The following is a 24491-nucleotide window of genomic DNA, read 5'->3' on the forward strand; positions in this document are numbered from 1 at the left end:
AAGGGGGCAGCCGCTTGCGGCCGCCCCCTTTTCGTCACAACACGGCGGCACACGCGCCCTGCCCCTCCCGCACGACCAGCACCGGCCGGTCGGCCGTGCGCACCAGCGATTCGGCGACGCTGCCGAGTAACGCGCGGCGCACGCCGCGCCGCCCGTGCGTGCCCATCACGATCAGCTCCGCGTCGCATTCGGCGGCGGCGCGCGCCAGAACGGACGACACGTCCTCGCCGCACGCGTCGAGCGTGTGTGCCGTGCCGCGGACGCCGCACAGGCGAAACGCGGTCTCCGCGTCCGCCACCGCGATCGCGGCCCTGTCCGCATCCAGCCCCGCCGGGTCGCGCTGGCCGATATAGCCGCTGTCGAAATCGGCCACCCTCGGCGCGTCCGATACCACGCACACGGCGACGATCAGGCCGCCTGAATCGCGGGCGAGCGCGATCGCCTCGTCGAGCGCGAGTCGCGAAGCGCGGCTGCCGTCGAGGGCCGCAAAGATCCGTGCATACATGGAGCCTCCCCGTTGCCGTTCCGATTTGACCGGCATGCCAGACCAGTCTGGGCCCGACGCGCGTCGTCCGGTTGACGCCGGTCAAGGCCGCCCGGAAACAGGCATACACATCGGTCCCGATTGGCGAACCCGGACAAAACGCGCACAATTTCGGGCGACATCGCAGTTTCGGCCTGCCCCGCTTCCCGTGCCCCGCGTCCGGCCCGCCACCCGCCAGCCGCCGGCGATATCCGTCAGGATGAACGGCAATGACAGTCCATGTGCCCGCCTTCAAGGCCGGGCCGGCTCCGCGCAGGGTCCGGCCCGCGCGATCCGCGACCCTCGCCGCGCTGCTGACGCTGGCGCTCGGCCTGGCCACGTCGTTTGCCGCCGCCCGGCTTCTGCAGAACCGGGCGCAGGAAGCCGCCCAGGCGCGCTTCGCGCAATCGGCGACGCTCGCGACGGCCGACCTCCGGCGCAGCCTCCTCGGCGCCGCCGCCGTCTTGCGCGGCGCGCGCGGCTTCGCGTCGACGCTGGTCATGCCGCAATCCGGCGACGCGTGGCGTCGTTACCTCGACGGTCTCGATCTGGACGGCTTGCAGTCGCCCGTCCGCAGCGTCGGGAGAATCGAGTCGAGCACCGCCAATGACGACCAGGCGACCCGGCGGGCACTGCAGCGCGCGGCGGAAACCGGCAGGGTCGCGCTGGCCGCGAACGCGACCCAGGACAGCACCGACGCGACGAGTGCCCGCACGGCGCTGATGTTGTATCTGCCGATTTATGCGGACGCTGAAGACGGGGCGCCGTCGGGGCCGCAACATGCGCGCGCGACCGGATACGTCTATGCCGCGCTCGATCCGGCACGTCTCGTCGATCCGTCGATCCTGGATCGGCTACGCGTGGAAATCGCGGCCGACATCCCGGCGGCGCTCGTCCATGCCGGCGGCTTCGGCGGCAACGACGCCGCGGCCGCCGGCACCATGCTCACGCGAACGGATTCGCTGTCGTTCGGTGGTACGCCGCTCACGCTGCGCTACAGTGCGCCGGGCGCGGACACGTCCGGACCCGCGCTGGCCGTGCTGGCGGCCGGCGCCGCGCTGTCGCTGATCCTGGCCGCGCTCGTGCAGCAGGTTGTCTCCATGCGAATCTCCGCCGCCGTGCCCGCCGGCGACGGCCAGCCGACCGGGGAGCGGATGATGGGCATCATCCGGTCATCGATGGAAGCGATCATTACCGTCGACGAAAGCCAGACGATCGTGATCTTCAATCCGGCCGCGGAACGCGTGTTCGGTGTCTCCGCGATGGAGGCGATCGGCGCGCCGCTGACCCGCTTCATCCCCGAGCGCTTTCGCGCCGCGCATGCGCGGCACGTCGAGCAATTCGGCGTGACGGGCGTGTCGGATCGCCAGATGGGGCAGCAACGCGTGCTGTTCGGCCTGCGCGGCGACGGCACGGAGTTCCCGATCGAGGCGTCGATATCGCAGATTCGCGACGGCACGGGCAAGCTGTACACGGTCATGCTGCGCGACGTCACCGAGCGCGTCCGCGCGGAAAATGCGCTCAGGCAGTCGCGCGAGGAACTCCGCGAGTTGTCCGCCAACCTGCAGAACGTGCGTGAGGAAGAAAAAACGCGGATCGCGCGCGAGTTGCACGACGACCTCGGCCAGCAACTCACCGCGCTCAAGATGGATCTCTCCGCCGTCGAGCTGGGCCTCGCGGGCGTTGTCGCCCCCCATACCGGCGTGCGCGAGCAGTTGGGCGGCATGCATCGCCTGATCGATTCGACCGTCGCGTCGGTGCGGCGCATCGCGGCCGATCTGCGGCCGGTGATGCTCGACGACCTGGGTCTCGTCCCGGCGATCGAGTGGCTTGCAAACGATTTCACGCATCGCTACCGGATCACGGTCGACCGGGACATCGCCCCCGCCGATACCGCGTTCACCGGCGCCGGCGCCACCACGCTGTTCCGCATCGTGCAGGAAGCGCTCACCAATGTCGCCCGGCATGCCGATGCGACGCACGTGACGCTCGCGCTGAAAGTGGAAGACGGCTACTGCATGCTGCGCATCGCGGACAACGGCCACGGTGCGCCGGAGGTCGCCCGCGACGAGCGCGATCGTCCGTCGTTCGGGCTGATCGGCATCCGTGAGCGCGCGCACATGCTCGACGGCACGGTGACGATCGACAACCGGCCGGGAACGGGATTCACGATCACCGTGGCGTTGCCGCTTCACGCCATCCAGCAAGGAGATGTGCTGTCATGATCAGGGTACTCATCGCCGACGACCACGCACTCGTCAGGGACGGCCTCCGGCACATCCTGCAGAACGCAAGCGGCTTCGAGGTCGCGGGCGAAGCGTGCGACAGCGCATCCACGATCGCACTCGTGCGCGGCACGGCCGCGAACGTGCTGGTGCTCGACCTGTCGATGCCCGGCCGGAACGGCGTCGAGCTCATCAAGCAGATCAGGGACGAGAAACCGGCCTTGCATGTCCTCGTGCTGACGATGCACGCCGAGCAGCAATATGCGGTGCGCGCGTTCCGCGCGGGCGCATCCGGCTACATGACCAAGGAGAGCGCGAGCGCCGAGCTGGTCGCGGCGCTGACCAAGATCGCGGCCGGCGGCGTGTATGTCAGCCTGACGATGGCCGAACAGTTTGCGCAGAGCCTGAACGAACCGACCGATCTCCTGCCGCACCAGCGTCTGTCCGACCGCGAATTCGACGTCTTCCGGCGCGTCACCACCGGCGAGTCGATTTCCGAAATCGCGCAGGCGCTCTGCGTCAGCGTCAAGACCGTCAGCACGTACAAGACGCGCATTCTCGAGAAGATGCAAATGCCGAACGACACGGCGCTCGTGCGTTATGCGATGCGCCACAAGCTGTTCGACGACCCGGACGAACTCTGACGGCGGCCAGGCAGCCGGCCGCTTGCGCCCCGCCGATCTCGCTGCCACCGCCCGCCTCGGCGGCAAGATCGCGGCAAGATGCCGCCCCCTTTGTAGGAAACGCCCTACAACGCTTCCACGTGTCCTACCGCATCTTCAATTCCGGCTGATTTCCGTCGCGCGCCGCGCCATCCATACTGCGTATCAAGAAAAACAAGCCAGCGTGCCGCCCGGAGCAATGGCCGCATCAATGCCGAGACCGGTTTCGGTCTCGTGGCCCGTCCGGTGTGGTTCCCCATCAGGAAGGCGGCAGACACCAAGGCCGCCGGTACGACGGCCAGCGCGATCCCGCCCGACAGCGATTCGCCGCTGGCCCAGGAATTGGAGCCGATCATGCAAAGCCATGCCGATGTATCGCAGACCCTGCCGCTACACCCGTTACACCCGTTACAACCGTCACGTCCGTTCATCCCGCTGCATCCCGTCGAACGGGCGGACCAGCCGAAGCGCGCCGCGTCCCGTTGCTCGACCTGCGCGCTGCGTACCGTGTGCATGCCGCCCGATCTTTCGCCGGACGATTTCGCGCGTGTCGACGCGATGATCTGCACGACGCGGCACGTCAGGCGCGGCGAAACGCTGTTTCGCGCGGGTGACGCATTCAACAGCATCTATGCGGTCAGAACCGGTTCGTTCAAGACCATCGTGATGCATCGCGACGGAGACGAGCAGATCACCGGCTTCCAGATCGTCGGCGAATCGCTCGGGCTCGACGGCGTGCACACCGGGCGGCACAACGGCGACGCAATCGCGCTCGAGGACAGCACCGTCTGCATCATTCCGTTCGGCCAGCTCGAGCAGATGTGCCGCGACGTTCGGCCGATGCAGCATCACGTGTATCAGATGATGAGCGGCGAGATCGTGCGCGAATCCGCGCAGATGCTGCTGCTCGGCACGATGACCGCCGAGCAGCGCGTGGCCGCCTTCCTGCTGAACCTGTCCACGCGCTTCAAGGCGCGCGGCTACTCGGCCGCCGAATTCGTGCTGCGGATGACGCGCGACGAGATCGGCGAGTATCTCGGGATGAAGCTCGAAACGGTCAGCCGCATGATGTCGAAGTTCCAGCGCAAGGGGCTCGTCGCCGCGCAAGGCAAGCAGATCCGCATCGTCGATCCGGACGGCCTCGGGCGCATCTGAGCGCATGGCGGCGCGGGCATGCCGAGCGGGATCAGCCGCGCATGCCGAGCACGGCGGCACCGGACACGCGCCCCATGCGCAGATCGTCCAGCGCGCGGTTTGCATCGGTCAGCGCGTAATGCACCGCTTCGACCCGCAGCGGCATCGCATCGGCGATCCGCATGAACGCGGCCGCGTCCGCACGCGTCAGGTTGGCGACCGACACGATGCGGCGCTCGCCCCACAGCCACGCGTACGGAAAGCCCGGGATATCGCTCATGTGAATGCCGCCGCATACGACGATCCCGCCTTTGTCGACCGCGCGAAGCGCGGCCGGCACCAGTGCGCCCACCGGCGCGAAGACGAGTGCGGCGTCGAGGGGTTCCGGCGGCGTTTCGTCGCTGCCGCCGGCCCATGCGGCACCGAGTGACAGCGCGAGCTGTTGGGCGACGGTGTCGCCGGGCTTCGTCAACGCAAATACCTTCCGCCCCTCGAAATGCGCGACCTGCGCGACGAGATGGGCGGCCGCGCCGAAGCCGTAGATGCCGACGCGACGCGCATCACCGGCCATGCGCAAGGTCCGGTATCCGATCAGGCCGGCGCACAGCAGCGGCGCGGCCTCGAGATCGGAATAGCGCCGCGGCAGGTGCACGCAATAGCGATGGTCGGCAACGGCGCACTCGGCATAACCGCCGTCGATCGTGTAACCGGTGAATCCCGGGCTGTCGCACAGGTTTTCGCGGCCGGACGCGCAGTACGCGCAATGCCCGCAGGTCGAGCCCAGCCATGGAACGCCCACCCGGTCGCCGACGGAGAATCCCGTCACGCCCTCGCCGGGCACGCGCACCGTTCCGACGATCTCGTGCCCCGGCACCAGCGGCAGCTTCGGGTGTGCGAGTTCGCCGTCGACGACATGGAGATCGGTTCGGCATACACCGCACGCGTGCACGTCGATCAGCAGCTGGCCCGGCGCCGGCAGCGGTTCCGGCACGCGCGCCTCGCGCAAATGCGGCGTCGTGCCGTCAAACATCATCGCAAGCATGCTCGCCTCCCCGCGCCATCGTGTTCGCGCGCGTCACGATCCAAGGCTAGTCGCCACGCGCCGCGCGCGCATGGCGCGGTGACGGGCGCTTGATGTGGGTCAACGGCGGCCGGCCGGTTGCTGACACGATGAAGTGGCATGACGCCGCCGGCCCGGCGACCAGGAGATGATCGAATGATATCCGTTACCCCACTTGCCGCAAGCGCGCATCCCGAAGCGCTTCTGAGGTCGCTGCTGGCCTATGCGGTGCTGGCCCCGTCCAGCCACAATTCGCAGCCGTGGCGGTTCATCGTCGACGGGCCCACGATCGCGGTCTGCGCGGACCGCGTCCGTGCGCTGCCCGTGGTCGATCCGTTCGATCGCGAGCTGATCATCAGTTGCGGCGCCGCGTTGCTCAACCTGCGTGTCGCGCTCGACCACGCAGGGCTCGCCCATACGATCAGCACGTTTCCGTCCGAAGTCGACCCCGATCTCCTCGCAGTGGTTCGGGTCTGCGACGACGGCTACTCCGACGCGTCGCTCGGCGCGCTGTTCGATGCGATTCCGGAGCGCGTGACGACGCGCGCGCCGTTCGAATCGACGGCCGTTCCGGACACGCTCCAGCGCGAGCTGATCGCGGCCGGCGTGGCGGAAGGCGTCGAGGTCGCCTGTGTCGACGCGATCGCGCACCGCGCACGGGTGGCCGAGCTCGTCGCCGAAGCCGACCGGCAGCAGTTCGCCGATCCGCGCTTCCGGCGCGAGCTGGCGAGCTGGATCGATCCGCGCCGGCACGTCGACGGCATGCCGGCATTCGCGGCCGGCGTGCCGACGCTGCTGGACTTCGCGGCGCCCGTCGTGACGATGGCGGTCCGGACGTTCGATCTCGGCAACGGGCTCGCCGCGCTGCATCACCAGCTGGTCGGCGCGTCGCCGCTGATCGTCTGCCTGTCGACCGTCCGCGACGATCGCGAAGCGTGGCTCGCCGCCGGACAGGCGCTGGAGCGCGTCCTGCTCGTCGCGGCGCGCGCGGGCCATACGGCGTCCTACCTGAACCAGCCGATCGAGACGGCCGGGCTGCGCGCCCACCTGCGCCACATGCTCGGGCTGCGCGGCGAGCCGCAGTTGCTGCTGCGCGTCGGGCGCGGCCCGCATACGCCGCATTCGCCGCGCCGCCCGCTCGACGAAGTCGTCTCCTGATCGCGCCGCGCGGCAAGGTGCGCCTCTCCGACCCCGACGAGGAAAAAAACATGAACCTCCTGCGTTTCGCCGCCCTCTGCGCGATCGCTGCGGTGGCCGGCCCGGCCGCCGCGCAGACGGCCGTGCCCGAGCCGACCGATCTCGTCAACGCGCAGCACTGCATGTTCTGCCACACGCCCGACATGAGGTTCCTCGGGCCGTCGTTCCACGAGATCGCACAGCGCTATCGCGGCGATCCGGCGGCCGCCGCGGAACTGGAACGCAAGCTGCGCGTCGGCGGCCGCGTGCACTGGGGCGACACGCCGATGCCGTCCGCCGAGGATCGCGGCGGCCCGCTGTCCGCCGACGATGCGCACCAGCTCGTGCAATGGGTGCTGAGCCAGTAGCCGGGCCGCCGGCCCGCACCGCATGCCGACCGCCATCAAACGCATCCCCGCCCGTACGGTACGAGGCAACGCGCGCCGCCGTGCCGCGCCCGGCGTGACGCCGGTGGACACGCGCGGCATGCCCGCACGTCCGCGGCCCGATGCGCTCGCCGGCAACGACGACAGCGCGCGCCCCGGCCCGCCCCGCGCGCGGCGTGCCGCCCGACGCCCGAAGCGCACGCCCGTCGACGACGACGCCGCCATCCTGCAACGCGCGAGCATGCGCGGCATCCGGCTGCAGCTCGACTACTGGAAAGCCGAGGCGCGCCTGCAGAGCGAAGGCATCGGCCATGCCGTCGTGATCTACGGCAGTACGCGCATCGTCGCGCCCGCCGTCGCGAATGCCCGGCTGGACGAAGCCAATCGCCTGCTCGCGCAGCGTCCGCACGATGCGGGCCGGCGCCGCGCCGTCGCGGCGGCGAGCCGGCTCGTCGAGCACAGCGTGTATTACCGCGTCGCACGCGAATTCGGGCGCATCGTCGGCCACGCCGACCGCTGCACGCGCACCGCGCGGCTCGCCGTGGTCACCGGCGGCGGCCCCGGCATCATGGAGGCCGCGAACCGCGGCGCGTACGAGCGCGGCGCGCCGAGCATCGGCCTGAACATCGAGTTGCCGCGCGAACAGGCGCCGAATCCGTACATCACGCCCGATCTCGGTTTCCAGTTCCACTATTTCGCGATCCGCAAGCTGCACCTGCTCGAACGCGCGAAAGCCGCCGTGTTCTTCCCGGGCGGCTACGGCACATTCGATGAGCTGTTCGAGGTCCTGACGCTGCTGCAGACGCGCAAGATCCCGCCGCTGCCCGTCATCCTCGTCGGCGAGGCGTACTGGCGCCGCGCGGTGGACCTGGCCTTCCTCGCCGACGAGGGGATGATCGATCGCAGCGATCTCGACCTGTTCACGTACTGCGAAGCCGCCCCCGACATCTGGCGCGCGATCGGAAGCTGGTATGCACGGCGGCGCGCGGCGCGGCCGGTGCGCCGCCGCGCGCCGCCGAAACCGCGTGCCGTGTAGGAATCTGCCGACGCGCTCCGCGCGATTCCTACCGCAGCTTCGGGGCATGCCGATTGAATCGCGCGTGCGCGGCAACGATACTGAAACCACGGATCGCGGCTGCGCGCCAGCCGGATTCCGGGCCATCAGGAGAGCCGTCATGACACACGCTACCCCGCTTCCCGATTCGGGCGACCAGGCCCGCCGGCCTGACGCTGCCGCGCTCGACACGCAGGCGCTCGTCGCCCTGGCGCGCGACGCCGGCATGCTCGTGATCCTCGACGGACAGATCGGGCGCGAGCGGTACGAGAGCGTGACGGGCTCGATCGCCACGCTGGCCCGCTTCGCGCAGGCACTGCAACTGTCGGCACTCAAGGCCGCCTGAAGCCCGCAGCCGTGCCGCCGGCATCCGGTGCGACGGCGGCGGCCCGGTCGTCCGATGCAATGATCACGCTCGCCCTGCCGTCCCGTCCGCCTGCCCGGGCCGGGCGCATCCCGGTCGCCACGCGCTTGCCGACGCCGTCCATCCCGTTCGCCCGGACGTCTCCGGGATGAAGCCGCGATGAACCGGCACCTTTCCGGACACGTCGCCCACCTGTTTCCGGGCATCGCACTGCTCACGCACTACCGGCGCGCATGGCTGTCGCGCGACCTGTATGCGGGCCTCGCGCTGTCGGCCGTGCTGGTGCCCGTCGGCATGAGCTATGCACAGGCGGCCGGCCTGCCCGCCGTCACGGGCCTCCATGCGTCGATCGCCGCGTTGCTCGCGTATGCGCTGCTCGGCCCGAGCCGGATCCTCGTCCTCGGCCCCGATTCGGCGCTGGCCGCGCTGATCGCCGGCGCGATCGCGCCGCTCGCCGACCATGACCCGCAGCGCGCCATCGCGCTGGCCGGCGCGCTGGCGCTGGCGGCCGGCACGATCTGCATCCTGCTCGGCACGCTGCGCCTTGGCTTCGTCACCGACCTGCTGTCACGTCCGATCCAGTACGGCTACCTGAACGGTATCGCGATTGCGCTCGCGATCGGCCGGTTGCCGGAACTGCTCGGCATGCCCGCGGCGCGCGGCGACGTGTTCTCCAGCGTGCCGCCCATCGTGCACGCGCTCGCCGAAGGCCGGTTCTCCACCGATGCCGCGCTGCTGGGCAGCGGTGCGCTCGCCACCATTTTCCTGATGAAACGGGTGATGCCGCGCGCACCCGGCGTATTGATCGCGGTGCTGGCGGCGACCGTGGTCGCGCACGTGTGGCCGCTGCACGGCATCGCGACGGTCGGCACGTTGCCGGCCGGCGCGCCCGTGCCGCACCTGCCGGTCGTCTCCGTCGCCGACCTGGGCGCGCTCGCGTCAGGCGCCGTCGCCGTCGCGCTGGTGTCGTTCGCCGACATCAGCATGCTGTCGCGCGCCCTGTCGGCGCGTTCGGGCGAAACGCCGGATCGCAACCAGGAACTGGTCGCACTGGGCGCCGCCAATCTGCTGGCCGGCATGATGCAGGGCTGCGCGGTCAGCAGCAGCGCATCGCGCACGCCCGTCGCGATTGCCGCGGGCGCGCAGAGCCAGGTCACGAACCTCGTCGCGGCGGCGTGCATCGCGATCCTGCTCGTTGCCGCGCCGACGCTGCTGACCGGCGTCCCGCGCGCGGCGCTGGCCGCCGTCGTGATGTACGCGGCGTTCGGCATCGCGGACGTCCGCAGCGTCGTCCGGCTGTACCGGATGCGTCGCGGCGAATGCCTGATTGCGGTGCTGTGCTTTGCCGGCGTGATCGGCATCGGCGTCGTGCCCGGCATCCTGCTCGCCAGCGCGCTGTCGCTGCTGTCGTTCGTGTGGCGGGCCTGGCATCCGTACGATGCGGTGCTGGGCCGGCTGGCCGGCGTGCGCGGTTATCACGACATCGCGCGTCATCCGGACGCCGTCCAGACGCCGGGGCTCCTGCTGTTCCGCTGGGATGCGCCGCTCTTCTACGCGAACGTCGAGATCTTCTGCGAGCATCTGCACGCGGCCATCGTGTCGTCTGCGTCTCCGGTCACGCGCATCGTCATCGCGGCCGAGCCCGTCACGGATATCGACGTCAGTGCCGCCGACCGGCTCGTGGCGCTTTGCGAGGAACTCCGCGCGCAGACCATCGCACTGGATTTCGCCGAAATGAAGGGGCCGGTGAAGGATCGCCTGCGCGCCTACGGGTTGTTCGACGCGTTCGGTCCCGCCAGCTTCTTTCCGACCGTGACCGACGCCGTCGCGCATCATGTCCGGCGGCAACGCGAGCATCCGCGCGACGGCGAACCGGCTGCGCGCCCCGCGCCGCCGCCTGCCGGCCGTGACCGGGCCGACGGATAGGCACACCGATACCCGTGCGATTCGACGCTCGTTGCATCGGATGACGAATGAAATGTCGACGCACGGGAGACACGTTCACGTGCGCCGTGGCGTCAGACCGTGAACGTGTTCGATTTCCTCATCTCGACCCAGGTCATCCCGGCGCGCAGCCCGTCGATCGCGGCTTCGCGCTCGGTATCGTGGGTCCGGCTGTGCGCGAACGTGCGCTCGCATGCGCCATCCGGCGACGCGAACGTCACGTGGATCCTGCAACGATAGCCGCCCGTTTCGGCGGCAATCGTCTGGATCGTCACCGACCAGTCCGCGTCGTGTACCTCGCCTGACAGTGTCATCCGGCTTCCCTCCTTCAACTGCGCGGACTGTCCATCCGGTTGCCCGGTACCGCGCTTACTCGACGACCAGGTCGTCGACCACCGCACGCACGCCGCGCGCCGACCACGCGGCACCGCGCACGGCCTTGCGCTCGGAGAACGAACCGACCTTGCCGGACAGCCGCACGGTGCCGTCGCGCACCTCGATCGCGATGTGCTTCGCCTCGCGCTCCGCGTGGCGCATGATCGCGCGCTTGATGCTGCCGCCGATGTCGGCCGCCCCGACCGCCCCCTGCACCGCGATGTGGTCGGTCACGCCGGTCACGCTGCGCATCTGCGAGATCGCCCGCACGGCCATATGGCTCTGGTACGCCCAGTCGACCCTGCCGGACAGCGTGATCCAGCCGTGTTCGACCTGCACCTTGACCGTGTCGTCGTGCAGACCGACCGTCCAGTGCAGAACCGAGCGCACGGCATTCGCGATGTCCTCGTCGGTGCGGACGTCGTCGTCCGGCAGATGCACGGTCATGTCGACGACGAGCGCCTTGACGCCGGCCACGCGGTTCGCCGCCCGCTCGATCGCGAGTTTCTCCGCATAGCTCGGCGGGTGACCCGAGAGCGTCACGATCCGGTTGACGACCTCGACACCGATACGTGTCGCGTCGATCGCCGGGTCGGACTCGAGTTCGTCCTGGACGTCCTGCTTCAGTTCCTTGTCGGTTTTCATCGCCTGCACTCCTGTGAGCCGCGGCGTGCCTGTTCGCCGCATACGTCCAGATTTGCACATGCACGGCCGGGGATCGCTGATGCAGGTCAACGGACGCCGCTCGACGCGCTTCGCGGCCTGCCGGTGCACCGCTTGACGGAGGTCAAGCCGGCGCGGCCCGGCCGCCTTATCGTGAGATCACCGATGCGCGACGTCCCGGGCACGCACGGCGATGCTCCAAGGAGACTCACATGACGGAACAGCAACTGTTGGCCTATTCGCCGACACCACCGGCAGGGCCGGTATCGCCGCAGGGCGAATCCCCGCCCCTCATCGACCTGCCGCACCCGGACCTCGACGGCGGCCCGCCATTGATGACCGCACTCGCGGCAAGAATGAGTTCCCGCGAATTCGCCGCCACGCCGCTGCCGCCCGCGACGCTCGGCGCGATGCTGTGGGCCGCGGACGGCGTCAACCGGCCGGCGGCCGGCGGCCGCACGGCGCCGTCCGCGCATGCGTTCAACGAAATCGACGTGTACGTCGCGCTGCCATACGGCGTCTATCGCTACGACGCGCCCGCGCATCGGCTCGTGCTGAAGCATGCCGTGGACGCCCGCAACCTGACGGGTTACCAGGACTTCGTCGGGCACGCGCCGCTGGATCTCGTCTACGTCGTGCGGACCGCCGCGATCCTCGACATGCCGCCGCAGCAGCGCGACGTGTTCTCGGCGATCGCGGCCGGCGCCATCGCGCAGAACGTGTCGCTCTACTGCGCGGCCGCCGGCCTCGGCACGGTCGTGCGCGGCTGGATCAACCATCGCGTGCTGGCCGACGCGCTGCGGCTGAACGAGGACGAGCTGCCGATCCTCGCGCAGACGGTTGGCTACCGCGCAGGCGGCGCGGCATCGAATGCGTGAGCGCCGCGGCGCCCGCTTCGACGAAACGGCGCGCGGATCGCTCCGCGCGCCGTTCCCTCCTGTCGGGCAACGCATGCCGGCGTCACCCGCGACCTGCCGCCCGATCAGCCGATCGTCAGCTTTTTCTGCGCGACCGGCGCCTTCTTCGGCAGCGTCAGCGACAGCACGCCGTCCTGATACGTCGCCGTTGCCTTCGCGTCGTCGATTTCACCCGACAGCGAGAACGAGCGGCTGACCGCGCCGCTATAACGCTCGCGCCGGATCACGCGCACGCCTTCCTTCTGCTCGCTGTTGCGCTGGATTTTCGCGTTGATCGATACGGTATTGCCCGTCACCTGGACGTCGATGTCGTCCTTGGCGACGCCCGGCAGCTCCGCGTTGACCTTGTACGCATCGTCGCTTTCCGTCACGTCGATCTTCATCGATGCAAGATCGGGCTCGTCCGCCAGCGTCATCCCGCGCAGCGGCCTGAACAGGCCCTGAAACAGGTCGGCGACGGGTTCGATCGAAAACGGATCGTACCGTGTGACATTGCTCATGGTTCGTACTCCTCGAACGATTGACATGCGGCCCGCGCTTTCGTCCCGCCCGCGCGAAACCATGACGAAGATCGGATTGGCGCGGCACCGTGTGCCGGGCAACGGACGAACGATCATCAGGATTCCAGCGTAACTGCCCGCATCGGCATGGGCTTGACACGCGTCAACGGGAGCGGACGCTCAGGTGCAGAACCGGAAATAGCCGCTGTGAAGCAGGATCGGCCGGCCGCCCATCTCCTCGAGCAGGCAGCGCGCGGCGCGCTCGATCGCGGGTCGATGACGGGAAAATGCCTCCACGAGATCCTGTTCGCGCGGCGACGCCGCGCGGAAGTGATCCTCCAGTGCCTCCGCGGTGATCGCGCAGTGCACACGGCGGCCTTCGACCAGCGCGGGAAACGCCAGCGCGGGATCCTGGCCGCAATACGTCGGATGTTCGCAAGGAAAGGAGATCTGCATGATGGTCACCTGTGCAGGTTGCGCATGGGTGGGCGCGAGGTTGGCGGTGCGCCGCGTGCGACGACGCTAGGCTGCCGCCGCGGCCGGGGCGGCATCGCCGGCGCGTACGAGCAGGACCGGGCAACTCGATCCGCGCAGGAAACGCTCCGCGACGCTGCCGAGAAACAACCGCCGGACGCCGCGGCGGCCGTGCGTACCGATCACGGCCAGATCGATCGAACGCTCGACGACGTACCGTTGCAGCCGTTCGGCGACATTCTGGCCGGGCTCGGTCTCGACGATTTCCGTGTCGCCGTTGACCGCCGCGTGCGAGATCGCCCGTTCCGCGCTGCGCAGCACCGCCGCGCCATCGCGCCGAACCTCGTCGAGCAGCGCGTCCGGATCCATTCGTCCGGCGTACGTCACCAGAAGCGAGCGGTCGACGACGAAAACGGCGAACAGGCGCGCGCCGTACGATCGCGCCACCTTCAGACCTTCGTCGAGCGCCAGTTTCGATGAAGGACTGCCGTCCACGGCGACCATGATGTTCGTGTACATACCGACCTCGCTGGATGAACCGACGCGCCGGCGGCGTGCGGATGGGTGTCATCATCGGCGTTCGCCGGGCGCGGGCGTTGACGGAGGTCAACGGTTCGGAATCACGCGGAGGCGCGCGGGCACGGGATGCCGGATCAGCGCGGCGCGACCGGCTTCGGCGCGTCGGGGGAACGCGCCGGGTTCACGTCGGCCCGAAAACCTCGCTCGATGTCGAGGATCTTCGTCGCGCACGCGTCGTACCGCCATCCCGGGCCGCCATCGCTGTCGTACATGCCCTTGCACATCGCCTTGAGCCGGATCACCGCCGCGCCACTGCCCGATGCGGTGCGCGATGCCCACACATAGACTTCGCCGGCCAGGAACGGCGGCGCCGTCTCGATCGTGTCTGCATCGGCCCGGGTGATCCGGGTCGACGAATGTCCTTCGACGTAGCGGCGCGCAAGGCGCCAGGCGCGATCGCATTCGGCCGGTGTCGAACACGGCAGCGCCGCGGCCTGGCGCGCCGCGAACAATTGCGTTTCCGTCGACCGGAAGGCCGCGTTCCGCTCCGCACCGGCGCACGCACCCAACGCGAGCAACACGACGACCGCCCACATCCGTTGTTTCATCTTCACTGCCTCGCAACGCATCGCGTTCCGCTCGCCATCCGGCGGCATGAATCCGCTCGACGCCAACCCGGCCGCGTGACGCACCGACATCCCGCATTCGGAACGCGGTACGTGCCGCATCGCCCGAGCGCCCGAATCGACTGTAGGGCCGCCATGGGGAATGCGGTTGACCTGCGTCAAGCGCGCGCCGGCGCGGTGCGTACCGCACGCGCCGCAACGGTGCCGACGACGTGCATGCGGGCGGCGTTGCGCCGCTACCGCGCCGGCGCCGGGCCACGGCAGGCTGTCCGGGTGCGCACGGTCAACGCGCTTGACACGCATCAAGCCGGCATGGGCGACAGTCGGCTGCAATAGGGTTCGTCGCACGCGTGCCCCGAGCCTGCCGGCCCGATCCCGCGACATCGAGCAGACGGAGCGTGCCGCTTCCGTTCGACTACAACCCGCGGGCACGGCGCGATGCAAGCGCCCTGCCCATCGATCCGTTCATCATGTCCCGAGCACCACGCCTGCCGTTCACGTCGAGCCGCGGAGCCGCACGACGAAAGACCCTGCAGTTCGATCGCGCGTTGCGTCGGCCTGCCACCTATCCGCATCCCGCCGGCCGGATCGAACGGATCGAAACCCACCTGTCCGTCGTGTATCTGGCGGGACGCTACGCGTACAAGCGCATCAAGCCCGTGCGATTCGCGTTCGTCGATCTCGTGCGCCCCGCGCAGCGCCGCCGCTGCGCGCTGGCGGAATGGTCGCTCAACCGGCCGTTCGCCGGCCCGCTGTACCTGGGCGTCTGGCCGATCGTCGCGCGCGGCCGCGGCAGCACGTTCGGCCCGCCCGTGCGAACCGGCACGCAACGCCACCGGCAGCCGGCGGTGCCCGGCGAGTATGTGGTGCGCATGCGCCGGTTCGACGCGCAAGCGATGTTGTCGGTCCGCAGCGCATCGCACGACACGGGGCTGGCGGACGCGGACGCATTCGCGCAGACGCTGGCCCGCCATCATCTGCACGCACCGCGCCGTGCGCCGCGCGGCTACCCGGGCAGCGCGGCGAACGTCGTGGCCCAATGCCAGGCGTTGTGCGACACGCTCGACGTCACGGTGCCCGCTCAAGCCGCGCTGCGACGCTGGTACGAAGCCGAGCTGGCCCGTCTCGCGCCGCAGTTCGCCGAGCGGCACGCGAACGGCTTCGTGCGCGCCTGCCACGGGGATCTGCATCTCGACAACGTCGTCCGCTGGCGCAACCGGATCCTGATGTTCGACTGCATCGAGTTCAACGACGCACTGCGCTGGATCGACGTGGCGAGCGATCTCGCGTTTGCATGGATGGATTACGCCGCCCGCGGGCGGGCAGATTGCGCCCACCGCCTCCTGTCAGGATGGCTCGCACGTACGGGCGACCATGCGGCGCTGGCCGTACTGCCGTGCTACTTCGTCTATCGTGCGCTGGTGCGTGCGCTGACCGCACGGCTGCGCGGCGACGAGGCGACGCGCGGCCGCTATCTGCGCCTTGCGTCGGACATGGCGCAGGCACGCCGCGATGCGCGGCCGTTGCTGCTGCTCTGCCATGGCATGTCCGGTTCCGGCAAATCGGTGGCGAGCCGCGCGCTGGCGGAACAGCTCGGCGCGATCCGGCTGTCCAGCGACGCCGAGCGCAAGCGCCTCGCCAGCGCACCCGAGGACACCAGGCTGCCGCTCGCCGCTTACTCGGAGACGGCGATCGACGCGGTCTACGACAGACTGCGTGCGCAGGCCGGCGAGGTCCTCGCCAGCGGCTATACGGCGATCGTCGACGCGACGTTCCTGCTCCGGCGCAACCGGGCACCCTTCATCTCGCTCGCCGAGCAGCGCGGCGTGCGCGTCGCGATTCTCGACTTCACCGCGAGCCCGGCGACGCTCGCCGCCCGTGTCGCGGCCCGGGCCGCACACGGGCGCGACGCATCCGATGCCGACACGGCCGTACTGGCCCGGCAGGTCGAGCATGCCGAGCCGCTGGCCGGAGCCGAGGCCGCGATCGCGATCCGCTTCGAAACCGAGTGCGACGTCGCGGCGTACGGGAGCCGCGCGTTCTGGGCGCCGTTATTCGCCGCGCTACGCGCGTAAACACGCGCGCTGCGCCGCCCGGATGACTTGACGCCATGTCACGACGCTCCGTTTCGGCCGGCCGCGGCCCGCATGATCAACGGCCGAAGGTGCGCGTATGGTCGTCGTAGTCGAACAGCCCCGCGTAGCGGCCCCAGTCCGTCACGACGCGCAGCGCCTGTTCCGCGCTGCGCGGATCGAGATGATCCTCGAGCTCCAGTTCGAAGCGCTCACGCGGCGCGCGATGCCCTGCTCGCTCGTCCAGCACTTCGTCGATATGCGCGGCAAGCGGCACGAACTTGACGACATGCTCTCGAAACAGACGCCGCCGGGCCTCGTCGTCGCTGTGCGCGAACACGTGGCCCGCCGCGCTCAACCGGAGGGTGCGGTCGTGCCACTCGGCAAAGGCGAGCAGATGGAGCGCCGCGGCGGTCGCATGGAGCACGTCGACCCGGAGCGCGAGCGCCGCGGCAATCGCGCCGAGTTCCGCATGGCCGTCGTACGGCGCGGCCGCCAGGGTCTCGACGAACCCGGCGAGATGGTGGCTCGTCACGTCGGGTAGCGCCATGGCCAGCGTGCCGCCGGCCGCCGCGCGAGCCGCCGCCGCGTCGGCGATACGCGCGGTCAGCGTCGCGTAGATCTTGCCGACGATCGCCTGGAAGGCCGGGTCGTGCCGGTTGCGCGGACGCGGCAACGGCACGTTCAGCGCGGCGTCGATGCGCGCCGGGCCGGCACCGAGCACCAGGATGCGATCGCACATGAGCACGGCTTCCTCGATGTTGTGGGTCACCATCATCACCGACCGGGTCGACAGCTGGCGCGCGTCCCACAGGTCAAGAAAATCGGTGCGCAGCGTTTCCGCGGTCAGCACGTCGAGCGCCGAGAACGGTTCGTCCATCAACAGCAGGACGGGTTCGCTGACGAGCGCGCGGGCAAACCCCACCCGCTGGCGCATGCCGCCCGACAGTTCGCGCGGATAAGCCGATTCGAAACCGTCGAGCCCGATCAACTCGATCGCGGCGGCCGCCCGTTCGCGCACGTCGCGTGGCGGAAGGCCCAGCGCATCGAGCCCGAGTTCGACGTTTTCGACGACGGTCAGCCACGGGTACAGCGCGAAGGTCTGGAACACCACCGCAATGCCGGCGGTCGGGCCGGCAAGCGGCGCCCCGCGATATGCGACCGTGCCGGACGACGGCTCGACGAGCCCGCCCGCGATCCGCAGCAGCGTGGACTTGCCCGAGCCGGAGCGGCCGAGCAGCCCCAGTATCTCGCCCTCGCGGAGCGTGAGGTCGATATCGGCCAGCACGTGCAGCGGCTCGCCGGACGGCTTCGTGAACGATTTGCAAACGCCGCGCATCTCGAGCACGACCGGCGCCTGCTCCGACGACGGCGCGGCCGCGCCCGCCGCGTACGCTTCCTTGCATTCACCGGGATTCGACACATCGGTCTCCTGCGGATAAAGGATCGGGCCCGGACTCAATCGAACCGCGTCCTGCGCTCGGCGAACGCATACATCGGGCGCCACACGAGCCGGTTGGTCGCGATCACGAGCAGCGACATGACGGCGACACCGAGCGCGATACGCGGAAAGTCACCGGCGCCGGTCATCTGCGCGATATAGGCCCCCAGTCCGCCGGCATTCAGGCGCGTGCTGCCCCAGCTCACCGCCTCCGCGACGATGCTCGCATTCCATGCGCCGCCGGACGCGGTGATCGCGCCCGTCACGAAGTACGGCAGCACACCCGGCAACATGACGCGACGCCACCAGGTCACCGGCCGGACCCGGAAGCATGCCGCCGCTTCGCTCAGGTCGGCCGGAAACGCGCTCGCTCCGGCGATCACGTTGAACAGCACATACCATTGCGCGCCGAGGATCATCAACAGCGGCAGCCAGACATCGGGGGCGAGCCGGTAGCGCACGATGACGAACACCGCGACCGGAAACAGCAGGTTGGCCGGAAACGCGGCGAGAAACTGCGTGATCGGCTGGATGCGGGCGGCCACGCGCGGTCGAAGACCAATCGCAATGCCGACCGGCACCCAGATCGCCGACGCGATCACCACCAGCACCGTCACGCGAACGAAGGTCAGCGCCCCTTCGCCCGCTACGACGCGCAGGTCCGTCCAGGTCAGCGCCGCGCGTTCGAGCCGGAACAGGACAACCGCCGCATACCCGCCTCCCGCCGCGCACAGCGCGAACCAGAGCGCGTCACCCGCGTGCCGCGGCAGCGCCATCCGGCCGCGCCACGGCCATGCGGCCCCGGGCAGCCGCGCACGCGCCGCGCGGCGCAACAGCATGCCGACCGGGCCGCCGGCACGGGCCATCCATCGCGACCGGTGGAACAGGTCGAGCATCCAGCTGCGCGGCACGACCGCGGGCACGGCATCGCCATACCGGAACCGTTCCGACCACGCGACCAGCGGCCTGAACAGCAACTGGTCGTACAGGACGATCGCGACGCTCATCGCGACGATCGCCCAGCCCACCGCGGCCAGGTCCCGGTTCGCGATCGCCTGTGCGACATAGGCGCCCACGCCCGGCAGGTCGACGTGCAGGTCGCCGACCGCGATCGCCTCCGACGCGACCACGAAGAACCAGCCGCCCGACATCGACATCATCGCGTTCCAGACGAGACCGGGCATCGCGAACGGCACCTCGAGGCGCCAGAAGCGCTGCCATACGGACAGCCGGAAGCTGCGGCTTGTCTCGTCGAGATCGCGCGGCACCGTGCGCAGCGACTGGTAGAAGCTGAACGTCATGTTCCACGCCTGGCTCGTGAAGATCGCGAAGATCGCCGCACATTCGGCGCCCAGCATCCGCCCCGGAAACAGCGACAGGAAAAACAGCACCGTGAACGACAGGTAGCCGAGGATCGGCACCGACTGCAGCACGTCGAGCAACGGAATCAGCACCCGCTCGGCTGACCGGCTCCTGGCCGCCGCGGTCGCGTAGACGAACGTGAAGGCAAGCGATGCGAGCAATGCCGCGAACATGCGCGAGACCGTACGCAGCGTATAACCGGGCAGCGCCGCGGGGGACAACGAGATGGCCGGGGGATGCGCGACGGCGAGCGGGCCTGCCATCTGGTGCGCCGAGATGCCGGCCAGCATCAGGAACCCGATGACGATCAGCACCGCGGCGAGATCCCGCCAGCCCGGCGCGGGCAGCGTCCAGCGCCCGCCGCGCAATACCTCCGCATGGTGCTCCACGGTGCCCCTCCCGGCCGATGATGGCGGTTCATCTTCAGGGGCGGGCGGGACAGTCGCGTTGACCTGCGTCAACCGTCCCGCGGCAGCCGGGCCGGGTCGCGCCGACGGATGCGGGCGCGGTCGGCGTTCGGAAGATGAACGTGTCCGATTGCTTCAGATCGACACGGGCCATGCCGCCGCCTGAAACGTCCAGCACCGCTTCGCGCGCGGCCGCCGATACCCCATGGCGCGCGGCGACATGCCCGCACGCGCGGTCGCAACGGGCACGCCGCGGCGGAACGCGGTGCGCGCCGGATCAGTCGCGTTGCTTCTCCTCGAAATACGGCTGACGCGCCGCCACGAGGCGCAATTCGTCGAGCAGCGCCGCTGCCACGCGAAGCAGGTCGTCGAGCGAGACGATACCGACCAGTTCGCCGTCGTCGCCGACGACCGGCAACCGGCGCACGCCGTGCTGACGCATCCGCTTCGCGAGCAGCCAGACATCGTCGTCGACATCCGCGACGGCGACGGGCGCGGACATGATGTCGCCGACGAACAGCGCGTCGGCCTCCGCGCCGGGGCTGACCACGGCAAGCACGATGTCCCGGTCGGTCACCATGCCGATCGGCTTGCATCGTCCTTCCTGTTCATGGACGACGACCAGGTCGCCGGCATGAGCGTCACGCATCCTGGCGGCTGCCTCGACGACGGTCGTCCGTGCGGGACACGTCGCGACATCGCGGGTACAGAGCATCGCAGCATTCATGTTCGTTCTCCCGGGCGGGGCGAAGCGGATCATCGGCGCGTGACGCGATCGGTTCCCGTCGCCATGCGCGCCCGTTCGCATCCGGCGAAAACAACGGTAAATCCGGCCGCGCAACCGGAAATTGATGCAGGTCAGCGCGGTGCGCCGTGCGGTGTTCCGCGCAATGCCGTGGTCGTTGCCGTCCGGCGCGCGGCCGTGAAGCCGGCGTTGCCGTCGCGGCCGGGGCGATCGCACTCGGCGAAGCGCGACACGATCCGGCAGCCGTCGTCCGACAAGCGCGCGGGAGCCTCCACAAGCGACGCGGCATCTAGTCGCACGAGGCCGCGATCGACCAGACGGCGTAGGTCGGCGGGGTCGCCCTGCTGGCATCGCGGCTCGCTGGCGAGCACCATCAGGATCGCGATCTCGTGGGGACTCAGCAGCCGGTCGCCGTCGGCGTCGGCGTCGACCGGACGATTCCGGTGCGGCGCGACGGGCGGCGTGATGATCCGGGGATTCGACGTGTGCGCAAACAGGGAAGGCATGGTGGAGGCCCGTATCATGAACGTGAAGACGCGGACGGCACGGTGCATGTCGGTTCCCCATCGAACGCGACACGCGCAAGCGTTCATCTTCGCTCTTGCAGCACAAGCGGTCTTGACGCAGGTCAGCAAGTGCACGCACGCGCCCCACACTACCGGCGATTCATCTGACGTGATGCCGTCCGGAGATCCGCTTTGCGTGTCTGTCAGGAACACGTCAATTTGATCGTTTAGCCTTTGGTCGGCAGATCGGAACGCCACGGTAGCGTAAGTATCTTCACGTCGGCCGCTCGGACTCCCGCTCGCGGTCGCATGTCGTCCACGTAGCACTCCGCATCATCCGGTTTTCTCCGGAGAGACCGAACGCCGTATCCGGCTTGCGTGAAATCAATGCGTCGCGGTCGGCCGGAATCCATCATGAATCACCGTCCTGAAGAGGTCCATGCATGAACCGGTACTACGAAGTCGAACGCGAGCTCGCCCATATCGAAGGATCCATTCGACTGCTCGAACAGGCACGGGGCGACTTCCATAAGAAGACGTCGATCAGCGATCCCGCATACTGGCGTGCAAGACTGCACGCCGTCAGGGCGACGGCCGAACAGGACAAGACGCTGCTGCGCCGCGCCGACGAAATCCTCGAACGGCTCGATCGGTTCTGATCCTCAAGCGCCCGGTCCGCCTGCATTCCCGATACGTAACGATCGGACGATTCGGGCAAGATGCGTACGGCACATGGGGCGTGCCTCGATCAATCCGGCGAAGCGCCCGTATAACGCGCACCATCGAGTGCGGATCGGCCCGAACCATCGTGCTTGACCTCCATCAGCGCGCCGCTGCGGCATCGCTCACAGATTGCAAGGAAGCGCGCGAAACGATTCGCACCACGAAACTTGTCCGACTCTCCGGTGGCTTCTCGTCCATCCGCGATATGGCATGACCTGATCGAACAGCAACGCCAATGGTGGCGTAAGTGGAACGCCGCCGCTCACTCGAACCGGCAGGCCGCGCGCGGCAGCGCCGAAAGCGTGTCGCTCGACAGTTTCAGAATGCCGTCGAAACCGGCCTGGTTGTCCGCCGGGCAGAACGCCGCGAGCGTCATGCCGTCCGGGCGCGTGTACTCGACGTTGAACACGGCCTTGTTCAATGCGATGAAGCTCGCGTAACCGCCGCACTCGTGGAACCTGTTGCATTGTTCGTTGAGCGCCCAGTCGGCCACTTTCGCCATCGCGGCCGCGATACCCGAGCCGTTCTTCAGGCCCATCGACATCCCGCGATCGTGCGCGGCGGCGATCAGCGCCGTGTTGTACCGCAGTTGGTCGTCGCGCGTCAGCGGAAACCCCGTTTCCTGGCGATAGCTGTCGTCGAGGTCCGGCTCGATGCCGTCGCAGCCCTTTTTCTTCGCCATGTCGAGACGCGCCAGCATCAAGGGCATCAGGATCGCGGTCTGACGGATGTCCAGCCAGCGCTCGTGATCCTCGTATCCTTCGACGGGGTAACCGAGCACGCTGTCGGGAAACCGGCCGGCATCGCCACGGGTGTCTTCCCGCCCGCCCACCTCCATGTAGCACACGACGGTGATGCCCTTCGCCTTCAGGCGCTGGATCGTGCCGGCATCGGTCAGCTCCATGTCGACGTCGTACATCTTGCGGGCGTTGTTCACGCCGTCCAGCACCTTCTCGTTGATCGTATTGCCGTCGATCTGCCATTGCCAGCTCGTGCCGGGCACCAGCGGCTTCCACGCGGCGGCTTGCGAAGCGCGCGCCGAAGCCGCCGCGACCGGGCCGCCCGGCACCGACGAATCAGAGTCGCCGCCGCACGCCGCAAGCAGCAGCATCAGCACGAATGAAGCGAATGACCTTGCGGACATGGCGAATCCTTTGCCTGTTGGCGGCTCGTCAGGATGCGAGAGTGCGAGGGTGCGAGGGAGTCACGTGCAGCGGAATGCAGGCGATGCATCTGCCGATCGCGCAGTGGTGCGGGAACGCGCGAAGCACGTCCGGATGGTAGGCGGGAACACCGCGCCCATCTGTTCCGATTTGTCGATTTTTGTTTACGTCGCGGGCCGGCGTTGTCCGCAAACGCACCGTCATCGCCGATGAGCGATTGCGAAAAATGACAGTTTCTCCGTCCCGGGGTTTTGGATAGATTGGCCATACCGCATCCGCATCGCCTCACGGACACCATGAACTTCGAAGCCACCCCCGATCAACGCGCTGCCGCCGCCACCTACCGCGCCATCGCGCTGCGTCACTTCGCGCCGTCGCCGCGCCGCGGCTTCGACTGGGCAACCTGGCGCGCGCTGTCCGAAGCCGGTCTGTGGCGCACGCTCGTCGCCGGCCGCGACGCAGGCGCGGACGCGTCGTTGAACGTGTTCATCGCCGCGTTCGAGGCGATCGTGACCGCGACGAGATCCGTCGGCTTCGCGATGGCGCTGGCGAATCAGGCGACCGTGATACGCGCGCTGCTGCTCCACGGCACACCGGCGCAGCGCGACCGTTTCCTGCCGGCCCTGACGTCCGGCGCGGTGGCCGCGACCGCCATTTCGGAAAAAGGCACCGGCACCGAAATCCGCGCACTGCAGAGCCGCGTCACGCTGGACGGCCAGGATGGCCGCCTCGACGGTCACAAGTACAACATCAGCCACGCCCCGGACGCGGCACTGATCCTCGTCGCCGCGAGCGCCACGCACGACGGTCGCCCCGGTACGGCGCTGGTTCTTCTCGATCCGCAGCGCGCCGGCGTGACGCGCACCGCGCCCCAGGAAACCCTGGGCGTCACCGATCTGCCGATCGGCGACATGACGTTCGACGGTGTTCCCGTCGGCACGGACGATTTGCTTTGCAGTCCCAAGGACGGATTGCGCGTGCTGATGGACATCGCGTCGATGAACCGCGCATTGTTCGGCCTGCTGTGCGCGGACGTGGTCGGGCCGTTCCTCGACGACGCACTCGCGTATGTCGGCGAACGCGGCGCGCTCGGCGTGACGCTCGACAAGCATCAGCATGTCCAGCGGCGGCTCGTCGACATTCACGTCGGTGCGGAGCGCTCGCGCTGGATGGCACTCGCCGCGCTCGACCAGTTGCGGGCGGGCGACCCGTCCGCGCTCGCCAGCTGCTCGATTGCGAAACTGGGCGGCGCCCGCGACCTGACCCAGGCCGCGCTGCACCTGCTCGCGATCTACGGCAGCGACGGTTATCGCCGTGGCCCGCTCGCGACCTTCGTTGCCGACGCACTTGCCATGGGAACCGCGGGCGGCACCGAAGAGATGCACGCGCGCAACATCTTCAGCCAGATGCAGCGACGCGCGACCGCGTCGCACATGCACGCGGCCTGAATGCTCGATTTTTCGTTTCCCA

General features: G+C 69.0%; 25 protein-coding genes. 12 read left to right on the plus strand and 13 right to left on the minus strand.

All coding sequences use genetic code 11. The annotated features are described in order from the left end of the window. Window positions 1-34: 34 nt before the first annotated feature. Window positions 35-505: a universal stress protein gene (locus tag AB3K92_RS05085; protein WP_021159378.1), complete on the minus strand. Its 471-nt coding sequence runs from the start codon at window positions 503-505 to the stop codon at window positions 35-37. A gap of 248 nt (window positions 506-753) precedes the next feature. On the opposite strand from AB3K92_RS05085, the gene AB3K92_RS05090 reads away from it, so the two are divergent. The 3 genes from AB3K92_RS05090 to fnr all read left to right on the plus strand — a co-directional run bounded on the left by AB3K92_RS05090 (window position 754) and on the right by fnr (window position 4565). After that, window positions 754-2748 carry a PAS domain S-box protein gene (locus AB3K92_RS05090; protein ID WP_369464566.1) on the plus strand — a complete coding sequence of 665 codons (1995 nt, stop codon included), beginning with the start codon at window positions 754-756 and terminating at the stop codon, window positions 2746-2748. Next, on the plus strand, window positions 2745-3392 hold the full coding sequence (locus AB3K92_RS05095; RefSeq protein ID WP_021159376.1) for a response regulator transcription factor: 648 nt from the start codon (window positions 2745-2747) through the stop codon (window positions 3390-3392). The genes AB3K92_RS05090 and AB3K92_RS05095 overlap by 4 nt, the downstream gene beginning before the upstream one ends. A gap of 372 nt (window positions 3393-3764) precedes the next feature. Further along, the gene (gene fnr / locus AB3K92_RS05100; RefSeq protein ID WP_059555020.1) at window positions 3765-4565 is read left to right on the plus strand and encodes a fumarate/nitrate reduction transcriptional regulator Fnr; all 801 of its coding nucleotides are present in this window, start codon (window positions 3765-3767) and stop codon (window positions 4563-4565) included. 31 nt (window positions 4566-4596) lie between these two features. Here the strand turns inward: fnr and AB3K92_RS05105 are convergent, their stop codons facing one another. Next, the gene (locus AB3K92_RS05105) at window positions 4597-5586 is read right to left on the minus strand and encodes a zinc-dependent alcohol dehydrogenase family protein (protein ID WP_369464567.1); all 990 of its coding nucleotides are present in this window, start codon (window positions 5584-5586) and stop codon (window positions 4597-4599) included. A 174-nt stretch (window positions 5587-5760) separates the two neighbouring features. Here AB3K92_RS05105 and AB3K92_RS05110 point away from each other — a divergent pair, with 174 nt between their 5' ends. From AB3K92_RS05110 to AB3K92_RS05130, 5 genes are all read left to right on the plus strand, one after another. Further along, a complete protein-coding gene (locus AB3K92_RS05110; RefSeq protein ID WP_124625833.1) occupies window positions 5761-6762 on the plus strand; it encodes a nitroreductase family protein in 1002 nt (333 codons plus the stop codon). 50 nt (window positions 6763-6812) lie between these two features. Beyond that, entirely contained in the window at window positions 6813-7148 is a 336-nt protein-coding gene (locus AB3K92_RS05115; RefSeq protein ID WP_059709084.1) for a c-type cytochrome, read from the plus strand. A gap of 22 nt (window positions 7149-7170) precedes the next feature. Beyond that, on the plus strand, window positions 7171-8202 hold the full coding sequence (locus AB3K92_RS05120; RefSeq protein ID WP_369464568.1) for a TIGR00730 family Rossman fold protein: 1032 nt from the start codon (window positions 7171-7173) through the stop codon (window positions 8200-8202). A gap of 139 nt (window positions 8203-8341) precedes the next feature. Then, entirely contained in the window at window positions 8342-8566 is a 225-nt protein-coding gene (locus tag AB3K92_RS05125) for a hypothetical protein (RefSeq protein ID WP_021159371.1), read from the plus strand. Between the two features lie 177 nt (window positions 8567-8743). After that, window positions 8744-10510, plus strand: a complete 1767-nt coding sequence (locus AB3K92_RS05130) for a SulP family inorganic anion transporter (RefSeq protein WP_369464569.1) — start codon at window positions 8744-8746, stop codon at window positions 10508-10510. 92 nt (window positions 10511-10602) lie between these two features. Here the strand turns inward: AB3K92_RS05130 and AB3K92_RS05135 are convergent, their stop codons facing one another. Both AB3K92_RS05135 and AB3K92_RS05140 read right to left on the minus strand, forming a co-directional pair. Next, window positions 10603-10842: a hypothetical protein gene (locus tag AB3K92_RS05135; protein WP_021159369.1), complete on the minus strand. Its 240-nt coding sequence runs from the start codon at window positions 10840-10842 to the stop codon at window positions 10603-10605. 55 nt (window positions 10843-10897) lie between these two features. Beyond that, window positions 10898-11548 carry a BON domain-containing protein gene (locus AB3K92_RS05140; protein ID WP_042974973.1) on the minus strand — a complete coding sequence of 217 codons (651 nt, stop codon included), beginning with the start codon at window positions 11546-11548 and terminating at the stop codon, window positions 10898-10900. Between the two features lie 230 nt (window positions 11549-11778). Here AB3K92_RS05140 and AB3K92_RS05145 point away from each other — a divergent pair, with 230 nt between their 5' ends. Then, entirely contained in the window at window positions 11779-12444 is a 666-nt protein-coding gene (locus AB3K92_RS05145; protein WP_369464570.1) for a nitroreductase family protein, read from the plus strand. A 104-nt stretch (window positions 12445-12548) separates the two neighbouring features. Here AB3K92_RS05145 and AB3K92_RS05150 read toward each other — a convergent pair whose 3' ends face one another. The 4 genes from AB3K92_RS05150 to AB3K92_RS05165 all read right to left on the minus strand — a co-directional run bounded on the left by AB3K92_RS05150 (window position 12549) and on the right by AB3K92_RS05165 (window position 15046). After that, window positions 12549-12983: an Hsp20/alpha crystallin family protein gene (locus tag AB3K92_RS05150; protein ID WP_369464571.1), complete on the minus strand. Its 435-nt coding sequence runs from the start codon at window positions 12981-12983 to the stop codon at window positions 12549-12551. 180 nt (window positions 12984-13163) lie between these two features. Beyond that, on the minus strand, window positions 13164-13439 hold the full coding sequence (locus AB3K92_RS05155; protein WP_042974952.1) for a DUF1488 domain-containing protein: 276 nt from the start codon (window positions 13437-13439) through the stop codon (window positions 13164-13166). Between the two features lie 66 nt (window positions 13440-13505). Further along, window positions 13506-13976, minus strand: coding sequence for a universal stress protein (locus AB3K92_RS05160; protein ID WP_059585664.1), 471 nt, complete (start codon window positions 13974-13976; stop codon window positions 13506-13508). A 134-nt stretch (window positions 13977-14110) separates the two neighbouring features. Continuing rightward, window positions 14111-15046 carry a hypothetical protein gene (locus AB3K92_RS05165; protein WP_369464572.1) on the minus strand — a complete coding sequence of 312 codons (936 nt, stop codon included), beginning with the start codon at window positions 15044-15046 and terminating at the stop codon, window positions 14111-14113. Window positions 15047-15072: 26 nt separating this feature from the next. Between AB3K92_RS05165 and AB3K92_RS05170 the strand changes: the two genes are divergently transcribed. Continuing rightward, window positions 15073-16677, plus strand: a complete 1605-nt coding sequence (locus AB3K92_RS05170; protein ID WP_369464573.1) for an AAA family ATPase — start codon at window positions 15073-15075, stop codon at window positions 16675-16677. A gap of 76 nt (window positions 16678-16753) precedes the next feature. Here the strand turns inward: AB3K92_RS05170 and AB3K92_RS05175 are convergent, their stop codons facing one another. From AB3K92_RS05175 to AB3K92_RS05190, 4 genes are all read right to left on the minus strand, one after another. Next, on the minus strand, window positions 16754-18013 hold the full coding sequence (locus AB3K92_RS05175) for a nitrate/sulfonate/bicarbonate ABC transporter ATP-binding protein (RefSeq protein ID WP_048027916.1): 1260 nt from the start codon (window positions 18011-18013) through the stop codon (window positions 16754-16756). Between the two features lie 119 nt (window positions 18014-18132). Next, window positions 18133-19866: an ABC transporter permease gene (locus AB3K92_RS05180; RefSeq protein ID WP_369464574.1), complete on the minus strand. Its 1734-nt coding sequence runs from the start codon at window positions 19864-19866 to the stop codon at window positions 18133-18135. 295 nt (window positions 19867-20161) lie between these two features. Continuing rightward, complete coding sequence (locus tag AB3K92_RS05185; RefSeq protein ID WP_048027796.1) at window positions 20162-20611, minus strand: CBS domain-containing protein; 450 nt, start codon at window positions 20609-20611, stop codon at window positions 20162-20164. Between the two features lie 131 nt (window positions 20612-20742). Further along, entirely contained in the window at window positions 20743-21183 is a 441-nt protein-coding gene (locus AB3K92_RS05190) for a hypothetical protein (protein ID WP_059568829.1), read from the minus strand. A gap of 395 nt (window positions 21184-21578) precedes the next feature. On the opposite strand from AB3K92_RS05190, the gene AB3K92_RS05195 reads away from it, so the two are divergent. Continuing rightward, a complete protein-coding gene (locus AB3K92_RS05195) occupies window positions 21579-21794 on the plus strand; it encodes a hypothetical protein (RefSeq protein WP_060341470.1) in 216 nt (71 codons plus the stop codon). Window positions 21795-22120: 326 nt separating this feature from the next. Here AB3K92_RS05195 and AB3K92_RS05200 read toward each other — a convergent pair whose 3' ends face one another. Continuing rightward, entirely contained in the window at window positions 22121-23002 is an 882-nt protein-coding gene (locus AB3K92_RS05200; RefSeq protein WP_081071497.1) for an endo alpha-1,4 polygalactosaminidase, read from the minus strand. 315 nt (window positions 23003-23317) lie between these two features. Here AB3K92_RS05200 and AB3K92_RS05205 point away from each other — a divergent pair, with 315 nt between their 5' ends. Continuing rightward, a complete protein-coding gene (locus AB3K92_RS05205; protein WP_369464575.1) occupies window positions 23318-24469 on the plus strand; it encodes an acyl-CoA dehydrogenase family protein in 1152 nt (383 codons plus the stop codon). Window positions 24470-24491: the final 22 nt, after the last annotated feature.

Origin of the sequence: Burkholderia sp. Bmkn7, from assembly GCF_041103175.1 — a bacterium.
Classification (GTDB): domain Bacteria; phylum Pseudomonadota; class Gammaproteobacteria; order Burkholderiales; family Burkholderiaceae; genus Burkholderia; species Burkholderia cepacia.